14 protein-coding genes and 6 pseudogenes are annotated in these 21,627 nt (G+C 62.3%); 17 read left to right on the top strand and 3 right to left on the bottom strand.

What is annotated here, in order from left to right; all coding sequences use genetic code 11:
- The first annotated feature begins 329 nt into the window (after positions 1 to 329).
- Both AC0L2P_RS27785 and AC0L2P_RS27780 read left to right on the top strand, forming a co-directional pair.
- A pseudogene (locus AC0L2P_RS27785) lies at positions 330 to 1,099 on the top strand (TauD/TfdA dioxygenase family protein).
- Positions 1,100 to 1,848: 749 nt separating this feature from the next.
- Positions 1,849 to 2,199, top strand: coding sequence for a hypothetical protein (locus tag AC0L2P_RS27780; protein ID WP_473505906.1), 351 nt, complete (start codon positions 1,849 to 1,851; stop codon positions 2,197 to 2,199).
- 117 nt (positions 2,200 to 2,316) lie between these two features.
- Here the strand turns inward: AC0L2P_RS27780 and AC0L2P_RS27775 are convergent, their stop codons facing one another.
- Positions 2,317 to 2,484 (bottom strand): hypothetical protein, encoded by a 168-nt coding sequence (locus AC0L2P_RS27775; RefSeq protein ID WP_473505905.1) that lies wholly within the window; start codon positions 2,482 to 2,484, stop codon positions 2,317 to 2,319.
- Between the two features lie 158 nt (positions 2,485 to 2,642).
- Here AC0L2P_RS27775 and AC0L2P_RS27770 point away from each other — a divergent pair.
- From AC0L2P_RS27770 to AC0L2P_RS27720, 11 genes and pseudogenes are all read left to right on the top strand, one after another.
- Positions 2,643 to 3,167: pseudogene (locus tag AC0L2P_RS27770) on the top strand (MFS transporter); the annotation flags it as partial.
- A gap of 40 nt (positions 3,168 to 3,207) precedes the next feature.
- Positions 3,208 to 3,537, top strand: a complete 330-nt coding sequence (locus AC0L2P_RS27765) for an MFS transporter (protein WP_473505903.1) — start codon at positions 3,208 to 3,210, stop codon at positions 3,535 to 3,537.
- Between the two features lie 391 nt (positions 3,538 to 3,928).
- Positions 3,929 to 4,111, top strand: coding sequence for a hypothetical protein (locus AC0L2P_RS27760; RefSeq protein WP_473505901.1), 183 nt, complete (start codon positions 3,929 to 3,931; stop codon positions 4,109 to 4,111).
- 217 nt (positions 4,112 to 4,328) lie between these two features.
- Positions 4,329 to 5,228 carry a DUF3991 domain-containing protein gene (locus AC0L2P_RS27755; RefSeq protein WP_473505899.1) on the top strand — a complete coding sequence of 300 codons (900 nt, stop codon included), beginning with the start codon at positions 4,329 to 4,331 and terminating at the stop codon, positions 5,226 to 5,228.
- A gap of 202 nt (positions 5,229 to 5,430) precedes the next feature.
- Positions 5,431 to 6,033 carry a DUF1419 domain-containing protein gene (locus tag AC0L2P_RS27750; RefSeq protein ID WP_473505897.1) on the top strand — a complete coding sequence of 201 codons (603 nt, stop codon included), beginning with the start codon at positions 5,431 to 5,433 and terminating at the stop codon, positions 6,031 to 6,033.
- 11 nt (positions 6,034 to 6,044) lie between these two features.
- Positions 6,045 to 6,446 (top strand): DUF3085 domain-containing protein, encoded by a 402-nt coding sequence (locus AC0L2P_RS27745; RefSeq protein WP_473505895.1) that lies wholly within the window; start codon positions 6,045 to 6,047, stop codon positions 6,444 to 6,446.
- A gap of 125 nt (positions 6,447 to 6,571) precedes the next feature.
- Positions 6,572 to 11,653 (top strand): lactate dehydrogenase, encoded by a 5,082-nt coding sequence (locus AC0L2P_RS27740; protein WP_473505893.1) that lies wholly within the window; start codon positions 6,572 to 6,574, stop codon positions 11,651 to 11,653.
- Between the two features lie 947 nt (positions 11,654 to 12,600).
- Positions 12,601 to 13,071 carry a Ros/MucR family transcriptional regulator gene (locus AC0L2P_RS27735; RefSeq protein ID WP_473505891.1) on the top strand — a complete coding sequence of 157 codons (471 nt, stop codon included), beginning with the start codon at positions 12,601 to 12,603 and terminating at the stop codon, positions 13,069 to 13,071.
- Between the two features lie 709 nt (positions 13,072 to 13,780).
- Positions 13,781 to 15,488: pseudogene (locus tag AC0L2P_RS27730) on the top strand (ParB N-terminal domain-containing protein).
- A 92-nt stretch (positions 15,489 to 15,580) separates the two neighbouring features.
- Positions 15,581 to 16,059 (top strand): annotated as a pseudogene (locus tag AC0L2P_RS27725) (hypothetical protein).
- A gap of 75 nt (positions 16,060 to 16,134) precedes the next feature.
- Positions 16,135 to 16,457, top strand: a pseudogene (locus AC0L2P_RS27720) (hypothetical protein).
- A gap of 13 nt (positions 16,458 to 16,470) precedes the next feature.
- Here the strand turns inward: AC0L2P_RS27720 and AC0L2P_RS27715 are convergent.
- A pseudogene (locus tag AC0L2P_RS27715) lies at positions 16,471 to 16,777 on the bottom strand (alkylphosphonate utilization protein).
- A 513-nt stretch (positions 16,778 to 17,290) separates the two neighbouring features.
- On the opposite strand from AC0L2P_RS27715, the gene AC0L2P_RS27710 reads away from it, so the two are divergent.
- From AC0L2P_RS27710 to AC0L2P_RS27695, 4 genes are all read left to right on the top strand, one after another.
- A complete protein-coding gene (locus tag AC0L2P_RS27710) occupies positions 17,291 to 17,878 on the top strand; it encodes a hypothetical protein (protein WP_473505889.1) in 588 nt (195 codons plus the stop codon).
- Positions 17,879 to 18,326: 448 nt separating this feature from the next.
- Positions 18,327 to 18,839, top strand: coding sequence for a hypothetical protein (locus AC0L2P_RS27705; protein ID WP_473505887.1), 513 nt, complete (start codon positions 18,327 to 18,329; stop codon positions 18,837 to 18,839).
- Between the two features lie 568 nt (positions 18,840 to 19,407).
- Positions 19,408 to 19,821 (top strand): ProQ/FINO family protein, encoded by a 414-nt coding sequence (locus tag AC0L2P_RS27700; protein WP_473505885.1) that lies wholly within the window; start codon positions 19,408 to 19,410, stop codon positions 19,819 to 19,821.
- Between the two features lie 116 nt (positions 19,822 to 19,937).
- The gene (locus AC0L2P_RS27695; protein ID WP_473505957.1) at positions 19,938 to 20,264 is read left to right on the top strand and encodes a DNA cytosine methyltransferase; all 327 of its coding nucleotides are present in this window, start codon (positions 19,938 to 19,940) and stop codon (positions 20,262 to 20,264) included.
- Between the two features lie 341 nt (positions 20,265 to 20,605).
- Here AC0L2P_RS27695 and AC0L2P_RS27690 read toward each other — a convergent pair whose 3' ends face one another.
- Positions 20,606 to 20,866, bottom strand: coding sequence for a hypothetical protein (locus AC0L2P_RS27690; protein ID WP_473505883.1), 261 nt, complete (start codon positions 20,864 to 20,866; stop codon positions 20,606 to 20,608).
- Between the last annotated feature and the right edge of the window lie 761 nt (positions 20,867 to 21,627).

Here is a 21,627-nt window from a genome sequence, read left to right as displayed (position 1 = left end):
AACGGAGACGGCTCTTTCGTCGAGCCGGTTTAATTTGGAACATTATTTCTATGTTTAAGTCGATTATCTTGTTCAATAGCTCTGTTGACTCGCGATGAGACTTTCAACGCCGCGCGACATCTGCTGGCCGGATGTGACTTGCTGTCCCCTTCCAAGATCAATCAGGAGATCCCCATGAGCAATCCAGTCATTGTCAACCAGACCATTCCTGACTCCGACGTTGTACCGCTGACCAGCCGTGTTGGAGCTGAATCAGAGGCGTCCGCCTTGGCGGAGACCTTTCGGACGCAGCGATAGCAGCCATCAACCAGCTTTTTCTAAAACACAAGGTGATCTTCTTCCGCGGCCAGGAGCATCTCGACGATGCGGAGCAGGAATTGTTCGCGCGGCGTCTGGGTGACCTTGTACCTCATCCCACGCAGGGGCCGGCAGCCGGCACGGCCTCAATTCTCAATCTCGATTCCGGCCGTGGCGGTGGCAGGGCAGACCAGTGGCATACCGACGTGACTTTCGTCGATGCCTATCCGAAATTCTCGGTCCTACGTGGCGTCGTCATTCCGGCGACGGGGGCGACACGATCTGGTCCAACACGCACGCCGCGTACGAGAATCTGCCGGCGCCGCTCAAAATATTGGCGGACAATCTGTGGGCTATTCATAGCAATGCCTACGACTACGCAGCCGTGCGCCCGCGCACCACAGCCGAAGAGAAGAAGCACTTCGAGGAAATCTTCACATCGACGATCTACGAGACCGAGCATCCGGTCGTGCGTCCATCCGGAAACCGGGGAGAAGTCGCTGCTGCTCGGCAATTTCGTGCAGCGCCTCGTCGGCCTTTCCAAGAGCGATTCCGCAAAACCTACGAGGTGTTCCAGTCCTACGTCACTGCCCCGGAAAATACCGTGCGGTGGCGCTGGCAAGTAGGCGACGTCGCTATCTGGGACAACCGTGCTACCCAGCATTATGCGGTCAACGACTATGGCGACCAGCACCGGGTTGTGCGTCGCGCCACGGTTGACGGTGACGTTCCGGTCGGCGTCGGCGGTCGCCGCAGTATAACCCATGTCAAGGCAGCCAAGCCGGCGGCGAAGGCAGCCTGACCGTCTGAACAGGGGAAAGATGATTAAACTTCGTATCGCCGCGGCCATATCGCGCTGCTTAACCGCCCCCCCAAAGCCTTATGGTTTCCGAGAAGCAAGGCGAGTTGCTGGCTCGAGGATTGGCCCGAAATCGAGGTCCGGCAGCGTGGCGCATGGCTCGGGTCGCTGCTCGTGGCCTCGCTGCTGCGGTACAGGTCCCTCACCGCCCCACCATCTCGCCCGCCTGCACCCCGGATAGCGATCATTCACCGTTGTTCATTATAATAGCGCACCATCATAACTGGACATGCTGGTAGCTCGTACATGCCTGAAGGCCCCGGCGCGCGACCCAGCGCAGGGGCCTTTTTACTTCCCCAAAATCCATTCCAGCAACGCGGGCACTTCGCAGGATGTCGCAATCCCGCGCTTGCGATGATACGCTGTACAGCGATTGCGCGAGTCAAACGAATTTGGGTTCCTCAAATATAGGATCGTCGACACCGATCCTGATGGATCGAGCCTCGACGTGTGCCGTCGAAGCCGACATTCGCGAGGTCGGCGGTCAACAACGATCGTCGTGATCGCCCGCATCTTTCGTATTCACATAATCACCGTCGGCCGCATCGGTGCCGAGACCAGAAGTCGCTGATCGTTTATGTCAGTTGGCAGTTTTCGCAGCAACGTACGCCATGATGTGAGTCGTGTCTTCCAAGCGCCGATTTGGCCGGGTAGGGTTTGCAAGGGGGCGAACAACCGGATGAACGAACGGAATGATACTGGAAAAACTGCGCGCCTGTTGGGGGGTTAGCCCGACCGTCCATAGGAATGTCGCCCTGGTCGAAGGCTTTCTGAAGGGCAAGAGTTTCGCCGACCTGGCGCAGGAACATGGCCTGTCGAAATCGAGGGTGCGCCAAATCATCGACAAGGCTGATCGGCTTGTGGGCGGCGGCATCCTGACCAAAGCTGAATCGTCCAAGGCCTCGCCTCGATCCGATTTCATGGTCGACTATCCGTTGTGTGGAACCTGGCCGAGATGCACCGGCTCGGTAGCGTCACGCCGCACCATTTCTTTGCGGAGCTGGAACGCGCCGGATCGCTGGAGCGGCTGGTTGACAAGATGAAGCGGTTGCCGTGGCGCACACCAACAACAACACGTGAGCTGGCGCCTCGTGTGGCAAAAGGAGAGGGGCGAGAGCCCATGGCCTGCAATGAAACGATCAAAAGTTGTGATCGTGGAATCAAGCTGCCCTGCCGACCATCCGGATCGCGGCCTTCAATGCCAGCTTGCCTTGGAAGCGGCCTTTCAGGAATTGGCTGAGCGGGCAGCGGAATCCGGCTGGACCGAGGACGAGATAGCCTGCGCGCTCCTCGAACTCGCCGGCGCGCCTCAGGAGCAACTCCGCCAATCGCGAGACCGAGAGGACGACTAACCGGGCCAGAGCAACAAGATGAGCGGCAATCAAGAAGCTTCGCCTGACCCGATATGAACGTCGCTGCGCCAATCAGTTTGGAGGTGAAAGCTGACCCGAATCGGGCAGGCGAGCGGAAGTGCTGAAATAAGGGCGTGCGGGACTTCTGGCCGGTCTTCGCGGCCCGCGCGATTCTGGGCTGTGGTGCAGGTCTCATGTTCATCGTCGCCGAAACGGCGCTGAGCGCCGCCGCGACCCCCGAGCGGCGCGGGCAGATCATGGGCGTCTATACCGCTGCCAATGCCCTCGGTTTCGTACTCGGTCCCGCGATGATCGCGCTGATGCCCGACCGCCCGGCCGCGCTTCTCCTAGTTTGCGCCGCGATAGCGCTGCTGGCGCTAATCCCGTTCGCCGCGGTGGAACGGCCGGTGAGCCGCTTGGTCGTGCCGGGATCGGCGCGCCACACCGTGTCGGCGATCACAGCCTTTCCTTTAGCCTTCGGCTTTCTCTTTATCGCGTCGATGATTGATGCCATCGCCATTAGCCTCATGCCGGTCATCATGCTCGATCGCGATTTCGACGTCTCGCAGGCGGTGCTGCTCGCCGCGGTGTTCCATGTCGGCCTGGTGATCGGGCAGCCGCTGATCGGGCTGGCGCTGGACAAGGCTGGCCGCACGGTTTCTTGGTTGCTGCGGCCTATCGCTCGCCTGCACCCTGCAGTTGGTCTCCGGACTAGGTATGGGATTCTGGCCCGTAGCCGGGCTGATGCTGGTCTGGGGCGGCGCGAATTATGGGCTCTACACCGCTGGGCTCGCGCTGATCGGCGACCGCTTCCGGGCTGAGATGCTGACGGCGGCCACCGCCGCCCTTGCCTCTGTCTATGCTCTGGCTGCCGTCATCGGCCCCGTCGTCGCCGGCGGCATTATGAATGCGCTCGGCGCGAAGGGCTTTTTCGGGGCAGCTGCGGTTGTCTATCTGACGGCGCTCTGCGGTGGCCTCTGGCTATTTCGGCCTGTCGAGCCGGAATGGCAGAAGCATCAAATCCGCTGATGTCCGCGATAGGCTCGATCGTGCCATTCGCAATGCATGTCGAAGACAACTACAACCTTTTCGGCTTCGACAGTGGGCGACTGCTGCGCGTGTCCCGCCTCGGACCTCGAACATCTGGAAAGGGACCTCGTCGCTGCGAAAATCTGCCAAGTCCAGCTCGTGTTCAATGTGCGAGCCGATCGGGCGGCACGCGGGCTCGGCCCGCAGCCCAATCCCGCTCTCTTGAGATGGCTTCCTGGTCCAGCTCCGGATCTTCCACGATCAGCCCCTGAAGGGGTCCGCTAGCAAGCTGCGGCCGCGCCGGCTTCCCTTTGCGGTGATCGCGCCCGGAGTCCGACCTTTGAGGAGCCATCGAGCGGGAATTGGCCCGCTTCAAAGATGGAGCCCTCAGATGTCGCAAGATCTTTCCCTCGCCCAAAACCACGCCTTCGAGCTCGCCCGCACCCTCATGGTCCCTGTCACGCTCTTCCGCTCCGGCGACGAATTCGGCGTCCTGCCGAGCGCCGAACTCGACGACGATGAGGTCGAGACCCTCGCCGAATACGATCCCTTTGAACAGGGGCCGGCTCATTGAGCCGGCTTCCTCCTCCCGGAGGTGCCACTTGCGAGCTTGCGGCGGCAAGGGAAGCTGCGGCGCGGCTGGCCCGCGGGCGACGTCGCGAGGTGCAAAACACACATTGCCAGTCCGCGCCCTTGCCGCCTTTGCTCTTCGCGGCATCCGGAAGGCGTCCCGCAAGGTGCGGGAAAGAAACCTGAACGAAGGCGGCGCCTGCGGCGCACGAAAGAGGGACATGGAACAGGACGAACTCGATGAACTTCGACAAAGGGTGGCCTGCGCGGCCGCACTTGATCAGGCTGGTTACGCGATCGACCTGAAGGAGAGTACCCGACGTGCGGTCAAATACCGGCACGGCGACCAGATCGTCATCGTAATCCATGACGGAAATGGCTGGTTCGATCCGCTCTCCGATGCGAAGGGGGACGTGTTCTCGCTGATGACCCATCTGCATGGGGTGGGTTTCGGGGAGGCGAAGTTGCTGGTCGCCCGGCTGGTCGGCCACGAGCCGCGCGAGCCTGTGTGGAGGAGGCAGGCCCGGAAGCGCGGGCCGGATCTCGGCGTCGCCGAACGCTGGAGCGGCCGCCGCAAGCCCTGGCCGGGATCGACGACATGGCGCTACCTGCGCGACGACCGCCATCTTCCGGAAGCCGTGATCAGCGCCGCCATCCGTCATGATCTGCTGCGGGAGGGCCCTCACGGCAGCATGTGGGCCGCTCACAGGGAGGAGGGGGTTGTGACCGGCTGGGAGGAACGCGGTCCGGAATGGCGCGGTTTCTCGACCGGCGGCGCGAAGGTGCTGTTTCGCTTTGGCCCCTGCGATGCACTCCGTCTCTGCGTCACCGAGGCCGCGATCGACGCCATGAGTCTCGCCGCGCTCGAGAGCACTCGGCGCGATAGCCTCTATGTCAGTACCGGGGGTGGCTGGGCTCCTGCCACCGATGCGGCGATCGGGCTGCTGGCGGCGCGGGAGCGCCTATTGCTGGTCGCCGCCACGGACAACAACGCGCAGGGCGACACCTACGCGGTTCGCCTCGAAGCGGTCGCCCGCGAGGCTAGCTGCGGCTTCGAACGTCTCCGGCCGCACGAGGAGGACTGGAACGCCGAACTCAAGGCAAAGGTGAAGAACGGGTAAAGGGAGAAAAGAGGAAGCAAGAAGCCTGGCTGCCGCATGCCCGCCGGCCGCGTCAAGGGTAAAGCTGCGCCCGCTTCGCGGCCCTTGACCCGGCCGGACGGAGAGGCGGCCGCGGAGGAGGGGTCAGGAAGGGCGGAAGAGGATGGCGACATCGAGTGGATGAGCCGCGCTCCGGCCCGACGAGGCTGAAAGGAGCCCACCCATGACCCTCTTGTCCGTCCGCAAGGTTTATCATGGCATCGCCGATCACCGGCAGATGTTCCGCATGTTCGACCGCCATACTCAGCGACCGGATCGTTTCCAGGACGATGCCAGTGCTTTGTACCGCGGCGAATGGTTCGAGATCTCAGAGGCCGAGCACGACTACATGTTCCAGATCCTGCCGCCGCTCTGGATGCGAGGCGGGATGTTCGCGCTGCGTGAGTTTCTCACCGACCGCATCACGAGCATCTTCTACGCGCTGAACATCGATGGCCGCATCCGGTATTTCCACGGCTATTGCGACCTGCTCGACAAGGGCTCGCCTGAGCGGATGCGCGATGCGATCGTCGAAGGCGAAACCCGTCCCGTTCGGGCGATGACCCGCGAGGAGCGCCTGGAGCACATCTGGTCGAGCACCCATGACGACTATCGCGGCTACGCCGGTGAGCGCTGGCCAGAACGTGACCGCGGCAAGCGCACGGTGATGTTTTATGGCGGCCGCCAGGGCACCACGCTGAAGCTGCTGGACGACCTTACGGTTGCGGAGATCGCGGCGAAGCTGCCCGTGCATTTGCGCTATCTCCCCGACGCAATCGCGGCGTGAGGTGTGAGATGATGTTGACCTTCACCATCACCGCCCTCCGAGAGGTCATCGCTCGCGGCATTGCCGACGCGAAAGCCAATGGCGGGTTCCGCGATCCCCACTTCGGACTGTCCGCCGCCGATAACCGGAAGCCCGGCCTCTGGCTCGTCGGAGACCACGGCGTCTACCTATGCTCCAACGGCGAACTCGCCAAGGGGGCGAAGCCGCTCGTCGCCTACGCCGAGGAATGCGATCCCCGCAGAAACGACGACTGGTTCGAGGTCAAACGCCGGACGTTCGGCGGCGACGACGGCGTGGATTTTCTCGACGCCGAAGGCCTTGAGGCCCTGGTCGCAGCCAGTCCCGGCTGCACACATCTGCGCATCGCGTTCCTACAGGACTCGATGCAGCTCTTCGTGATCGAGCGAGACTAGCGCTCCGTCGGCGGGCGCCGTCCGGCGGCGCCTAACATCCCAATCCCCCATATCCCGCGCAAGTCCGGCCGGCTGGTGCCTTCCAGCGGAACGGCGACGTGCGCCCTCATTCAGGAGATCCAGCCATGTCGCATGACGATCCTTTCACCATCGATCTTTTCAGCAACACCGCGCTTTCCTCCGGCCTCGGCCTCGGCGTGACGGCCTTTGGCGACACTGTCGAGCCTGACGGCGACGACGATCCGGATCCGTCGTCGCCGGCGCCCGCGATGCCGGTCGCGGCAGTCGTGCGGCGGCCATCGACCGCCTGCCGCGCCCGCGGCCTGAACTTCCAGCTCGCCGATCGCCGTGGCTTGGCGCGGGGCTGGAAGGAGCGCGCGCGCGACAATATCGCCGCAATCCGGCTCGCCGCCGAGATCGAAGCGGACGAGCGCCCGGCCACGCTCAAGGAGCAGGAGAGGCTGATCCGCTTCACCGGCTTCGGCGCGTCCGACCTTGCCAATGGCGTCTTCCGCCGCCCCGGCGAGGTCGACTTCCGCAAAGGCTGGGACGAGATCGGCTCTTCTCTGGAGGATGCCGTCGGCGAGATCGACTACGCCTCGCTCACCCGCTGCACCCAGTATGCCCACTTCACGCCGGAGTTCATCGTCCGCGTGATGTGGTCAGGCCTGCAGCGGCTCGGCTGGCGCGTGCTCGAGCCCGGCATCGGCACGGGCCTGTTTCCGGCGCTGATGCCCGAAGCGCTACGCGATGTGTCACACGTCACCGGGATCGAACTCGATTCGGTCACGGCACGCATCGCCCGGCTGTTGCAGCCGCGCGCGCGTATCGTCACAGGCGATTTCGCCCGCATTGATCTGCCGGCGAATTTCGATCTTGCCATCGGTAATCCGCCATTTTCCGATCGCACCATTCGCTCCGACTGGGCCTATCGCTCGCTCGGCCTGCGCCTGCACGATTATTTCATCGCCCGGTCCGTCGACCTGTTGAAGCCGGGCGCTTTCGCCGCCTTTGTCACCAGCTCCGGCACTTTGGACAAGGCGGATTCCTCTGCGCGTGAGCATATCGCCAAAACGGCCGACCTGATCGCCGCCATCCGCCTGCCCGAAGGCAGCTTCCGCGCCGACGCCGGCACGGACGTCGTGGTCGACGTGCTGTTTTTCCGCAAGCGCAAGGTGACCGAGCCCGAAGGTGATCTCTCCTGGCTCGACATCGAGGAAGTCCGCCAGGCGACGGAGGATGAAGGCGCGATCCGCGTGAACCGCTGGTTCGCGCAGCACCGGGATTTCGTGCTCGGCACGCATGCCACTGTCTCGGGGCCTTACGGCGAGGCCTATTCCTGCCTGCCTCATCCCGGTGTCGATCTGGAGCGGGCGCTCACGGCAGCGATCTCCCTCCTTCCGCAAGCCATTTATAACGGCGAGCCGGACGAGATTGATCGTGATGCCGATGACAATGCCGACGTCATCGATGCCCTGCCGGAAGGCGCCGGAGTGCGCGAGGGCAGTTTTTTCTTCGACAACAGCCGAGGCCTGATGCAGATCATCGATGGCGAGCCGGTCACTGTCCCGGTCCGCAAGGGCCGCACCGCCGAAGGCATCCCCGAAAAGCACGCGCGGATCATCCGCAAATTCATCCACATCCGTGATGCCGTGCGTGAAGTCCTGAAGTCCCAGGAGTTCGACCGGCCGTGGAAACCGGCTCAAGTCATGCTACGCATCGCCTGGTCGAATTTTGTGCGCGCCTTCGGCCCGATCAACACGACCGTCGTTTCCACCAGCGAGGACGCCGAGACCGGGGCGGTCCGCGAAACACATCGCCGCCCCAACCTGCAGCCCTTCCTTGATGATCCCGATTGCTGGCTGGTTGCCTCCATCGAGGACTACGATCTCGAGACCAATACCGCCCGGCCGGGTCCGATTTTCACCGAGCGCGTCATCGCGCCGCCCGCAGCACCCATCATCACAAGTGCTGCCGATGCGCTTGCCGTCGTGCTCAACGAACGCGGTCATGTTGACATCGATCACATCTCCGAATTGCTGCATGAGAATGTCGATGACGTCATTGGCGAGCTGGGTGACGCCATCTACCGCGATCCGGAGACCGGTTCGTGGCAAACGGCCGACGCCTATCTCTCCGGTCAGGTCCGCGACAAGTTGAAGGTCGCGGAAGCTGCAGCCGCCCTCGATTTCGCCTATGAGCGCAACATCACGGCGCTGCAGGGCGTGCAGCCGGCCGATCTTCGTCCCTCGGATATCACCGCGCGTCTCGGCGCGCCATGGATTCCAGCCGCTGACGTCGTCGCCTTCGTCAAGGAGACGATGGGTGCCGAGATCAGGATCCATCATATGCCGGAGCTGGCATCGTGGACCGTAGAGGCGCGGCAATTAGGATGGATGGCGGTCGGCACGTCCGAATGGGGCACCGATCGCCGTCATGCCGGCGAGCTCTTAGCCGACGCGCTGAACAGCCGGGTGCCGCAGATCTTCGACACGGTGAAGGAGGGCCATGCTGAAAAGCGCCTGCTCAATGTTGTGGATACGGAGGCCGCCAAGGAAAAGCTGCAGAAGATCAAGACCGCTTTCCAGAACTGGATCTGGTCCGATCCCGACCGGACTGACCGGCTGGCGCGGGTCTATAATGACCGCTTCAACAACATCGCCCCCCGAAGATTCAACGGGGATCACCTGCAACTTCCAGGCGCCTCCGGCGCCTTTTCTCTTTATGGGCACCAGAAGCGCGGCATCTGGCGCATCGTCTCGGCCGGCTCGACCTACCTTGCCCATGCCGTCGGCGCCGGCAAGACCATGACAATTGCCGCGGGCGTCATGGAGCAGCGCCGGCTTGGCCTGATCGCCAAGGCCATGCTGGTCGTTCCCGGCCATTGCCTTGCACAGGCGGCCCGCGAATTTCTGGCGCTCTATCCGACCGCGCGCATCCTCGTGGCCGATGAGACGAATTTTTCCAAGGACAAGCGGCATCGCTTCCTGTCACGGGCGGCGACCGCCGCTTGGGACGCGATCATCATCACGCACAGCGCCTTCCGCTTCATCGGCGTGCCGTCGGCCTTCGAGCAACAGATGATCCAGGACGAGTTGGAGCTCTACGAGACGCTGCTGACCAAGGTCGAGAGCGACGACCGCGTCTCGCGCAAGCGCCTCGAGCGGCTGAAGGAGGGGCTCAGGGAACGGCTGGAGGCGCTGGCGACCCGCAAGGACGACCTGCTCACCATCTCCGAGATCGGCGTCGACCAGATCATCGTCGATGAAGCCCAGGAGTTCAGGAAGCTCAGCTTCGCCACCAACATGTCGACGCTCAAGGGCGTCGATCCGAACGGCTCCCAGCGGGCCTGGGACCTTTATGTCAAATCCCGGTTCGTGGAGACGAAGAATCCGGGCCGGGCGCTCGTGCTGGCCTCCGGCACGCCGATCACCAATACGCTTGGCGAGATGTTCTCGGTGCAGCGCTATCTCGGTTACGAGGCGCTGCTTCAGCGCGGCCTGCACGAGTTCGACGCCTGGGCTTCGACCTTCGGCGACGTCACGACCGAACTCGAATTGCAGCCATCCGGCAAATACAAGCCGGTGACGCGCTTCGCCACCTTCGTCAACGTGCCGGAGCTGATCGCCATGTTCCGCTCCTTCGCGGATGTCGTGATGCCGGAAGACCTTCGGGCATATGTGAAGGTGCCGGCGCTTTCGACCGGCGCACGTCAGATCGTCACCGCCAAGCCGTCCGCAGCCTTCAAGCGCTACCAGATGGTGCTCGACGCCCGCATAAAGGCCATCGAGGAACGCGACCGTCCGGCAGAACCTGGTGACGACATCCTGCTCTCGGTGATCACCGATGGCCGGCACGCTGCTATCGACCTGCGCCTGGTCGATCCGGACAATGACAATGAGCCGGACAACAAGCTCAACGCTCTCATCGGCAATGCCTTCCGTATCTGGCAGGAAACAGCGCAAAGCAGCTATGTCCGCGCCGACGGCAAGCCGTTCGAGCTTGCGGGCGCAGCGCAGATGATCTTCTCCGATCTCGGCACGATCGGCGTCGAGAAAAGCCGCGGCTTCTCAGCCTATCGTTGGATCAGGGATGAACTGATCCGCAGGGGCGTTCCGGCATCGGAAATTGCCTTCATGCAGGACTTCAAGAAGGCGCAAGCCAAGCAGCGCCTGTTCGGTGATGTGCGGGCCGGCAAGGTCCGGTTCCTGGTCGGCTCCTCCGACACGATGGGCACCGGCGTCAACGCGCAGCTCCGCCTCAAGGCGCTGCATCATCTCGACGTGCCGTGGCTTCCTTCCCAGATCGAGCAGCGCGAAGGCCGTATCCTGCGGCAGGGCAATCAGCACGATGTCATCGATATCTTCGCCTACGCCACGGAAGGATCGATGGACGCCCAGATGTGGCAGAACAACGAGCGCAAGGCCCGGTTCATCGCGGCCGCCCTTTCCGGAGACACGTCCATTCGGCGGTTGGAGGATATAGGTGGAGGGCAGGCCAGCCAGTTCGCGATGGCCAAGGCGATCGCCTCGGGCGATCCGCGTTTGATGCAGAAGGCAGGCCTGGAGGCAGCCATTGCCCGTCTGGAGCGTCTTCGCGCGGCCCACATTGATGATGAGCACGCCGTTCGACGGCAGATCCGCGATGCCGAGCGCGATATCGAATACTCGACCCGGCGCCTCGGCGAGGTCGGGAAGGATATCGAGCGCCTCGTGCCGACCACCGGCCATGGGTTCAGCATGGTGGTCCGGGGCGACGCGTTCACGGAGCGTAAACTCGCCGGTCGTGCGCTGATGAAGGAAATCCTGACTCTCGTGCAGCTTCAGCAGCAAGGCGAAACCACTATCGCCGCCATCGGCGGGTTCGATTTCGAATATTCCGGCGAGCGCTTCGGCAAGGACGGCTACCGCTATGCCACCAGACTGATGCGCACCGGCGCCGATCACGAAATCGAGCTCCCTGTCACCACCACGCCGCTTGGCGCCATCGCCCGGCTCGAGCATGCCTTGGCCGGCTTCGAGGGCGAGCAGGACCGATACCGCCAGCGTCTTGAGGATGCCGAGCGCAGGCTCACATCCTGTCGTGCGCGTCAGGGCGGCGAGTTCGGATTCGCTGGTGAACTGGCTGAGAAGCGCCGGCAGCTCGCCGAAATCGAAGCCGATCTTGCGTCCTCGATTGATGGCCAGGATCAGCGTGCCGCCGCATAGCGGGCTCGACACAGGCTCAACACAGGCTGCCGCGCATTGTCTCAAGCATTGACCGGCGGCAAAGGTTCAAGGCCGCTCGGGTGCAGGCGATGCAGGAGGCGCGCCGAACTGCTTGCCCAACTTGGTGCCACGTTTCGGTCATGCTCGGCTCCGGCCAGCCAGACCACATGACGTAACGTCAAGAATCAGCTAACTGGATCATTGCGGCGGACCTGATTGGACCGTCCGGCCGGTGCCTGCCAGAGCCCCCCGCAAAAGCAGGCGCCGGCCTTTTAGCGCTTGAAAGGCGAGCAGTCATATTGTTTCGTCTTGTCCCCATCCAGACATGAGGCAGTTGCGATGGACGACACCAAAGGCGGCGCAAACCACACGTCCGTTAGGTAGTCGAGGCCATGGGCGAGTGGTTCGTCCGTGTTGTTGGGAACGGCGAAGAACTTACCGATCATTCGACCTAGAATCGGTCGCCCTTACCTTCGCGGAAGGCCAGCGGATACGCCTAGGGCTTAAGGACTTCAAGCGGATCTGACCCGACTTCCGCGTTCACACCATAGCCGCCTAAATTCAGCTTGCTATCGATCCGTTGCGCGATGGCCATATATCGTGCCGATCAACTTCCGTTCTTCATCATAAGACGGCTGGACCAAAGTCTTGCGTCATGCGAGCAAAGGTCTGACGTAACCGCCGTGGTTCCGTACTTGTCCGTTAGATGTTCCGTTATTTAGCTAATCGGCATGTAATCGGCCCGTGAATTAGATGACCGGACGGGGTAGCCTGTTACATTGGCTACAGCTTAGTCGCGGCCAAAAAGAACGCGTCAATTTCGGCGTCGCTCTTGCCCAGCGCCGCAAAGCCGGCCGCCATCATTGGCTTAGAATAGATCAGGCCCGGTTGCGTACTGGACAGTGCTCAAATAGAAATGGGACAAAGCAGACAAAAGGACCGACACATTGACCGAAGAATCCGATCACCGCGCCGGCGAACTAGCCGAGCTTACTGCGGACATTGTGTCCGCCTACGTAAGTAAGAACCCTGTACCGGCTACCGGCCTGCCTGAACTAATCGCATCCGTGCATATGTCTCTGTCCGGGCTTGGTACGCCGATGGCGCCTGTCGTTGAGCCGCAAACTCCCGCGGTCAACCCGAAGAAGTCGGTGACGCCAGACTTCATTATCTGCCTTGAAGACGGCAAGAAGTTCAAATCTCTGAAGCGGCACCTTAGCACGGACTTCGGTCTGACGCCGGACGCCTATCGCGAGAAGTGGGGCTTGCCGCGCGACTATCCGATGACGGCTCCGAATTACGCCGCTCAGCGCTCGCAACTGGCGAAGTCCATCGGGCTTGGCCGCAAGGCTGAACCCGTGGAAGCAGCCAAGAAGGCTCCTGCGAAGCGGAAAGCCAAAGTGTCCGTCACTACCTGACGCTGCGTAACGACTCGGCTATGTCAAGGAGCGGCGGGTCCCAATCCCGCCCGCGGCCGGCGCCATTCGGATAAGCTTCAGCGAGGGCGCCGGCCTTTGTTCTTAGCGTGGCGGAACTCGCCGAGCGAAGAAACCCCAACCACCTCAAGCCCGGCGAGCCTACACCTGATCAAAGTACGCGAACAGGACCGGGATCAACCGGCACCACATCCGGAGCAAGAGCAATGCCAGCACTTTGGTCCCGAGATGGGACAATACCGGGGTCCCCCGCTAGCAGCCGGGTTTCTCTTCAGAAAGAACACACATAGAACAAAACCTTATGGGCTCTCGCCCGAAGGAGCCGCCGCGCCGAGACAGAGAACCGTCAAACGACCTGCGAGCGACGTTAACTCCAGTTTGCCGTGCGAAATTTTCCGCTTATCTCCATACCCCGGTCCACGTCGAAGGGATGAGGAAAGGAAAACGGAGGATGAAAAAACCCGCTCGCAGATCGGGCATGCCGATGACGCTGGCGCTCAACCGCGCCGCTCGCGATCCGGGCCGCGTCGTCCTGCGCAGGGCTGTTAGCCCCGCTCGGCCAGCCGGGCAGGGATGCTCGGCCGTGGTTGCACCGGCCCGCCCGCTCCGCGGGCCGGGGGATGTCTTCGGGTAAGACGAGGAAGGACACAGCGATCAGCGGTGTCCGCAAACCCCTTGAAGGAGCATCTCCATGGAACTGAAGTTTGTCGATCCGCGTGCGCTGAAGGATAACCCCGACAAGGCGCGACGCTCGAAATCCAGTCCGCAGGCCGACGCGCTGCTGCTAGCTACCATCCGCGCCGTCGGCATCGTGCAGCCACCTGTCGTCGCGCTGGAGACGGAAGGCGGCAATGGCTACGTCATCGATGCCGGCCATCGCCGGGTGAAGCAAGCGATCGCGGCCGGTCTGGAAGAGATCGCCGTCCTGGTCATCGAGAGGGCCGAGGATGGTGGCGCAATGCGGTCGTTGGCCGAGACGCTTGCGCACGAACAGCTCAATCCCGTCGACCAATGGCGAGCGATCGAACGTCTGGTAGCACTGCGCTGGACCGAGGAAGCGATCGCCCTTGCGTTAGCGCTCCCCGTCCGCCAGATCAGGAAGCTGCGCCTGCTCGCCAACGTTCTGCCGGCCATGTTGGACCAGATGGCAAAGGGCGACATGCCCAACGAGCAGCAGTTGCGCACCATCGCCTCGGCTTCGCTTGATGAGCAGAAGGAGGTCTGGAAGAAGCACAAGCCGTCCAAGGCCGATCCGCAGGTGTCGTGGTGGAGCGTGGCGCAGGGCTTGACGAAGCGTCGCATGTACGCGCGCGACGCCAGCTTCGGCGACGATCTCGCCCAGGCCTACGGCATTGCCTGGGTCGAGGACCTGTTCGCTCCGGCCGACGAGGACAGCCCGCTATACGACGGATGTCGAGGGCTTCCTTGGCGCGCAGCAGGAGTGGATGGCAAACACTGTGCCCAAGCGTGGCGTGATCGTGGAGGCCGGTCAGTGGGGCGAGCCGAAGCTGCCGCCCAAGGCCGAGCGCGTGTACGGCAAGCCGTCAAAGTCCGATCACACCGCCATGTATCTCGATCGCGACGGCAAGGTACAATCGGTCGCGTACCGCATGCCGGCGGCCAAAAAGCCCAGGGGCGAGAATGGCGCCGACGTCGAGGCCGACGGCGATGATATCGTCGTTACGGCAAAGCTGCGTCCGGACGTGACGCGCAAAGGCATGGAGATGATCGGCGACTTGCGTACCGACGCGCTGCACGAGGCGCTGTCGCGCGCACCGATCGGAGATGACACGCTGATGGCGCTGCTCGTTCTCGCCTTCGCCGGCCAGAATGTGACAGTGGCATCCGGTTCCCGCGACATCTCCTGTTACGGTGCCGCAGGCCTCGGCGAACATGCCGCGCGCCTGTTCGACCAGGAGGGCAAGCTCGATTTCGACATGGACACGCTACGCATTGCCGTGCGCTCCTTGCTGATCGACGTTCTGTCCTGCCGGGAGAATCGCTCGGACAGCGGCGTTGTCGCCCGTGTAGCCGGCGACGTCATCGCCGCCGACAACTTCCTGGCCAACATGGGGACAGAGGATTTCCTGTCATGCCTGTCGCGGCAGGCATTGGAAGCCGCCTGCGCGGATACATCCGTCCTGCCTCGTCAGAAGATCAAGGACACGCGTGCGGCCCTGGTCGAGCATTTCAAGGAACGCCGCTTTGTCCACCCGTCGGCGCTGTTTGCGCCCGCTCCGGAAAAGCTGACCGCCTGGCTGAAGATGAACCAGGCCGGGGAACAGCCCGAGGACGGCGGCACGCCGCAGCACCAGGATGAGCTCGACGGCGATGCGATCATCGAGCCGCCGCATGTCGGCGACGATGACGCTGAAGGCTTCCGCGCGGCCGCCGAGTAGCGGCGCGCCTCCTTCCTTCCGATCGCATTCCCGCCGCCGGTACCTTGCCGGCGGCGGTTTCGTTTCCACCATGAGGAACACGGAGATCCATCATGTCGGCTCAATTGATCTATGACCACGTTCCACTCGGTTCGATCGTAACTTATCGCGACGGAACCCCACGCCCACCCGAGCGGCATCGCAAGAAGCTCGCCGCCTGGGAGAACCGCAACAGCGGCGGCCGGCTGATCCGCAAGCAGGCCGAAACCCGCGTTGGCAACACCACGCTGCCGGCATCCATTACCCTGCATAAGGGTGACTATGGCGCAGTCAGGGCACCATCGTACTGCTCGTTCGCCAGAGCTTTTCGGTCAACAGCGATCTCAACTTTGCCGTCAAGCAGCGGCCCGCTATCGGCTCGGCCCTGGTGCTCGACCGCGACGACGAAGACGCCGAACTGGTCTATCTCGCCAGCCATCGTGCGGATGCCAACGAATGGCTGACGCGGCACGGCTATCCGCGAGCTGTTCTCCAAGAGGTGACGGCCGATACTGTGGCCGCGGATATCGTCGAGGGGAGGGCGGAAGCATGAGCGCGACCACTCCCCGGATACGAGACGACGAGGTCCCTGGTTATCCGGGCGTTTCTTTTGGCCGCAGCGCCGGCAATGTCCGTCGCCGATCGCCGCGCACAGCTCTTTCGCATGGAGGAGGCTCGGCGCCAGACACAGCGCCAGCTCGATATGATCGATCGGCAGGTCATAAGGCGGATGACGGCGATCATTCCGCAGCTCAGACCCCAATGTGTCGGCTACCGACGCGGGGGTCCCGAGCCGGCAATGTTTCTCGAACGATATCGAGCCAACCTGCAGCGATCACACTGGAGAGGCAGCAGCACGAGATCGACGCTCTCTCCCGCAAGCTCGCAAGGCAGGGTGCTGCAATCGAGCTGCTGCGTGCCAGGCTGCCCCCGGACCTGATGCGCGCCTGATACCGCAGCCTGGTCAGCGCTTGCGCACGAACTCCGTTCGCAACACCAGCCCCTTGATCGCATCATGCCGGCAATCGACCTCCTCGGGATTGTCGGTCAGCCGGATCGACCTGATCATCGTGCCCTGCTTCAGGGTCTGCCCGCGCCTTTGACCTTGAGGTCCTTGACGAGCATGACGGAGTCGCCGTCGGCCAGTACATTACCGGCGGCATCGCGCACTTCAATATTCCCGGCAGAAGCTGCAATGGCAGCCAACTCCGACGCTGGTCGCCATTCCCTGTCGCGTCGTCATAGACGTAGTCGTCGTTGTGATCGATCATTGCTGCCCTCGCCCCGGGATTGAATACAGTGCGCTGTCATTCCGACGTGGGAGCAGGCCAAAAATCTGATCCGCAGCGGCGGACCGGCGCGGCCCATCACCTATACCGGCAGGAGGCGAAGTTCAAAACACTGTCGTCCCTGGCGCAGCCTGACGGGCAGGCGGATCGTGTGACGGCGGGAATTGAACAGTGATTTCCTCCCGCATGCCGATGTCCGGGTCCATCCCTTGCCGGTCTTCCCGGCGGGCTTGCTGCGGTCTGAACCGGCGGCTGTCCGCTTCAAGGCCGCTATCGCGCCGCGGAGCGGAACCCGCCGATCTCGGCAAGGCTGGCCCGCGTCCCCCGCAGGGCCAGTGAAGAACTGGCCCCGCTTGTCCGCAAGCCAACCTCGCTCGCCTGGCAGGCTCCGGACCCTGAAGCGTCCAGCTTCCGCCGGTCCCTTTTGACCGCACCCGCAGGAAAGACCGGCAAGGGCCGGATCCCCTGAAGGGCATCGCTAGAAAGGTAAACTCAATGTCCAGCTCAATCCGCTCAACCAAGACCAAGGCCCGCGTCGTCCAGCTCCGCAAGGGCACCACCCTCGAAATGGTCCGGCTCTGCTGCCCGGATGCCCACCAGGCCACGCTCATCTCCGAAAGCTTTGGCCCCCCCGTCCTCGACAGCGACGGCATCCGTGAATTCCATGAGCGCAGCCTGATCAATGGCGCCGACACACTCTCCGAAGGACTTTCCGACAAGGCGATGCAGATCCACCTGCAACGGATCGTCGGTTCCTATGTAGGCTCCGCCTACGGAGCAGGCCAGTTCTACTCGAAAGCCGTCACCGAGGCTAAAGACGCCACGGCCAAACTCGCCAACGACGCCCGCGACGAGGACATTGACGGTCCGGTCGGTTTCGACAGCAATGCACAGCGCAAGCGCGAGTTCGCCGCCGACATGGGCCTCCAAGCCCACGCGTTGCGCATGGCGGCCGAGGGCGCCGTCGCCGCCTACGAGCACATCGTTGGTGAAGGCTGGAAGCCTTACGAACGCCAGACCGAGAACCCCCGCCAGGCAGTCAACCGGCAGGCGGCCGACCTTCAAATGGCGGCGCTCGGCTAACTGCCACCGGGCGGAACTTCGGCTTCGCCCGGTCTTCCTCGGTCGGCATAGTGTTCGATAGGGTAAACCGGCCTCAGCAACCGTGCGACCGGCGCCAATCCTGGAAGCCGCAGCTTCTCCGACACTTGCGGGCTCGCTTCCTTGCCTTCTGCCCCGACAGGCTGCGCAATCGGCCGAGGGACCTTCGTAGGAAGGGAGCGATACCCAAATCTTGAAGTCTTCGCGCGTCGGTCTTCCTGCACAGGGAAGATGTCATAATTCTTCCGGGCTCCGGGCTCCGGGCTCCGGGCTCCGGGCTCCGGGGCGAGGCGCGCGCGGGGCGGATTCACTGGGCTGAGCTGTGAGGAAAGGTGCTCGCGTACCGGAGTGACGCCCGAGATTGCACGGCAAGGTTGCAAATTGGGTGATATGTGATAAGGAAATGTGAAGTCAGAAGAGGCCTATTGAAATGAAGCGCATGCAAGAAAAGGACATTCCCGCATTTGTGCAGGACGTGGTCGCAACGGGCTGCGATATCTGCGCCGTCGGTCCGAGTTGTTACTCCCTGGGCGATACCGATGTTCCGCGCGACAAGCGTAGGGGATTGTACAAGAAGCTCGGCGAAATCGATGCGCGCTACGGCAGCCGCGATCACCTGCGTTACCAGATTGCGGCGCACCTGGCCTCGATTGGCCGCTACATCGACGCGCCCCCAATTGAGGAGGAGGCCTGGATCGATAATGAAACACCCGAGTTGGCCGAGGTCACGCCTTACGACGTGGCGCACTTTCAGACTTACGCCGTCCTGCTGATGTCGGAGGCGATGGGCCTCGACTGGCGCAAGGTGGCACGAGCCATCTTGAACATTGACGCAGAGCGCCAGCCGGAACGGGCACGCCGGGCTTGGACATCCCACCTGGCGCGGGCGCGGTGGCTAGCGACGAGCGGCTGCGGGCAGCTTCAGAGCGATCGGTTGCAATAGCCGCCGCCGTACGGGAAGCTCGCATGACAAGGCAGCTGTTGCCAAAGGCGAACATCGAACTTTTCGAGCGGCGGCGTGTCGAAAAAACTGCAAGCCATTTTCGTTCATACCCTGATCGAGTACTAGATCGACACGTCCAGGACGGCTTGGCAACATCAGGATGTAAGGTTCCTTACGCTGCTCAACGCCGTCCTTGTGATGGCGTTGAGCAGAAGGCGAGCTCCGGACCTTAGGCGTTAGCCTAACGTTTCGCGGCGGGCTTCTTGATTGGAGTTGTCTTCTCTTCCCATGCCAAGTTGCCGCGATTAACTCGGCGCAGCCGTCCTTTGCCAAACGGCATGGCCGACAGTTCTTGCGCGTTCGGAAGGTTGGTCGTCCGATTGATCGTTTCCGTTCCTCAGAAGTCGCGAGGAGATTGGGAGGGCAACGGTATTCATCTAGAAGCTAGCATGCGCTGCTTTGCCCCTGCCGGACGAATCCCCATTTTTTCAGGCGTCCACAATCATTGCATATATGGGTGCTACGGAGGGTCCGAACTGGGAAACAACAAATCGGGCGAGGCTTGATCATGACGACCCCCAGCCGAGGGAAATCGCCCGCACAGCTTTTCCGGCATCTATCGGCAAAGTGGCCTGCGGCGTTCAATCCGAAAGCGCCCAGGCCGCTTAGGATCGGCATCCATCATGACATTCGCGTGCTGGACGGCGAACTGTCAGATGATGAATTGAGGAGAGCCCTGCGCGCCTATACAAGCATGCCCAGGTACTTGGCGAGACTGAATGCTGGCACTGTGCGGGTCGATCTTGATGGCGAGCCGGCCGGCGAGGTATCGGATGCGGAGGCGGCGAGCGCCAAGGCTTTGCTGTGCGTCCGCAAGAACAAGGAAGAGACCAGGAAAACGCCGGAGCCAAGCGGGAGTACGCCTCGGCGCCAAAAGGTGCATATCAGGTCTATTGCCGCTCCGGCGCGCCAAGGGAAGTGACCCTGCATGTGAGCCGCCCGCTTTCCAATCAAGCCGGATTGCTGGCTTCATACATAAAGCAGGGTCAAGGTCTACGGAGCGCCCCTGTCCACGCTCTGCCGGCGCGTTTCAAGAAGATGCGGACCGTTTCCAACGGCCAGCTCCGACGAGATTGCACCACGCTCTACTACAGATTGGACCCCTCGTACCCGTCCTACACGATTACCACTCACTACGGGAATGTTGCCTCAGGACCGTTCCTCCACCCGAACGAAGACCGCGCGCTATCTCACCGAGAAGCGGCCCGGTTCATGTCTTTCCCGGACCGATACCAATTTTTGGGCGCCGCGTTTGCTCGTCAGATAGGTAATGCTGTCCCACCGCTATTGGCAAAAGCCGTAGGGACGCACCTGCTTGAGCTGTTGTCGGGTGCCTGCGCTCGCGGCTACCTTCGCGTGGCCTGATGACCACCAGCGCGAACCACAACTCCCAAAGCGTCCTCCTGGCTCATCGCTTTGAAGAACTCGGCTTCTGCCTCTTCCGTTATGTCAACCGGCTTTATCATTTCGCTCCCCAGGCTAGGACAAAACCAACAATGCGCCACCGGCAGCAAGGCGCGATGCTCTCAGGAGCATTGAAGCGGACCAGCCGTGTTCCCTTTGCGGTGCGGGCGAACCGGATACTGTCTCCGTCACTGGTGAACTGTGTTCTGGCAAGCGGCACCCCCCCTGGAGCTGATCTCGCGAAAGACGGCACGCCTGGGTGTGAGGGAGGGGACAGGTACGAGGGAGACTAACTTGCAAGATCATCGCGTTGGCAGATCATCTACCGAGACGAGGTCGCTAAATACGTCCACTTGATAGCGTTTGATTTCGCCAGATAGGTAACTAAGAGCAACCCGCACCTCTCGGATCACGAGTATTTCATGCGTTTTGTGCGAGAAACCTTCGGTTGTCAGGAGCAACCTGTTGCCAACCACAAGCTCCGGCATCGGCGAAGTAGTTTCGATCCGCGCCGGCATAAGTTCATCTTCACCGCCGACGTAGAAATTGTAGCTGTATTTCATTGATTCTGCCCTTTTAAAATCCAGCTAAACACTGCCTTTCCCGGAGCGCAAGATGCAGTATCGAGACCGGAGAACTCCCTCCTCCTTGGCAGCAGCCTCGAAGGCCTTACGCGCCTCCTCAGGGGTCACCCTGTCCTCGAATGCGTCGATGCTTGGACCGCCGTCTTCCACTTAGGTCCCCGCTCGGTCCACTTCATGAGTTCCTCGGCGGCACCCTCGACACTGTTGCACCCGTAGGTGACCCAGGTCGGTCTTGACGTTAACGGGAGGGGAGAACCAATGGGTTGCCATGAGGATCAACTTAGGGCGGCTAAAGGTTTCGTCTTCGCCAGATCGCTTCAACCGATGACGCCGCATAACGGTTCGTTAGGCATGTTTGAGGCCGTGATGGGACCGTCTCCAAACGCATCGACCGTCTTCGAAGCGCTCGGTAGGCGGGCAGGCATGCATCATCTCCCAATGGGTGTCGCCCTCGCCATTTCGGTTGCACTCGGTTTAGTCGTGACGGCGATTGCCGCGAAGGGTCAGTCGGAAGGCTGCGGCACGCGATGCTCGTCCGTCCTAGCCGATGTTCTTATGAGGGGCACGCGCCACGATGTGGAGGCGGGACCGAACATCCGGGCACACCGAGCCCTAAACAGAGGGCCTCCTCCTTAGCAGCCTTTACGTGTCATTATCCGCTATTGACAGCCGAAGGGCATCGGCAACTTCGAGTATGGCGTCCCTTATCTCTTGGTCTGTCGCGACCAAATGAGGTGCCG

The sequence above is a fragment of the Mesorhizobium sp. WSM4836 genome, assembly GCF_055811815.1.
The sequence above is the reverse complement of the archived record's forward strand: the minus strand, read 5'-3'. Positions and strand labels throughout refer to the sequence as shown.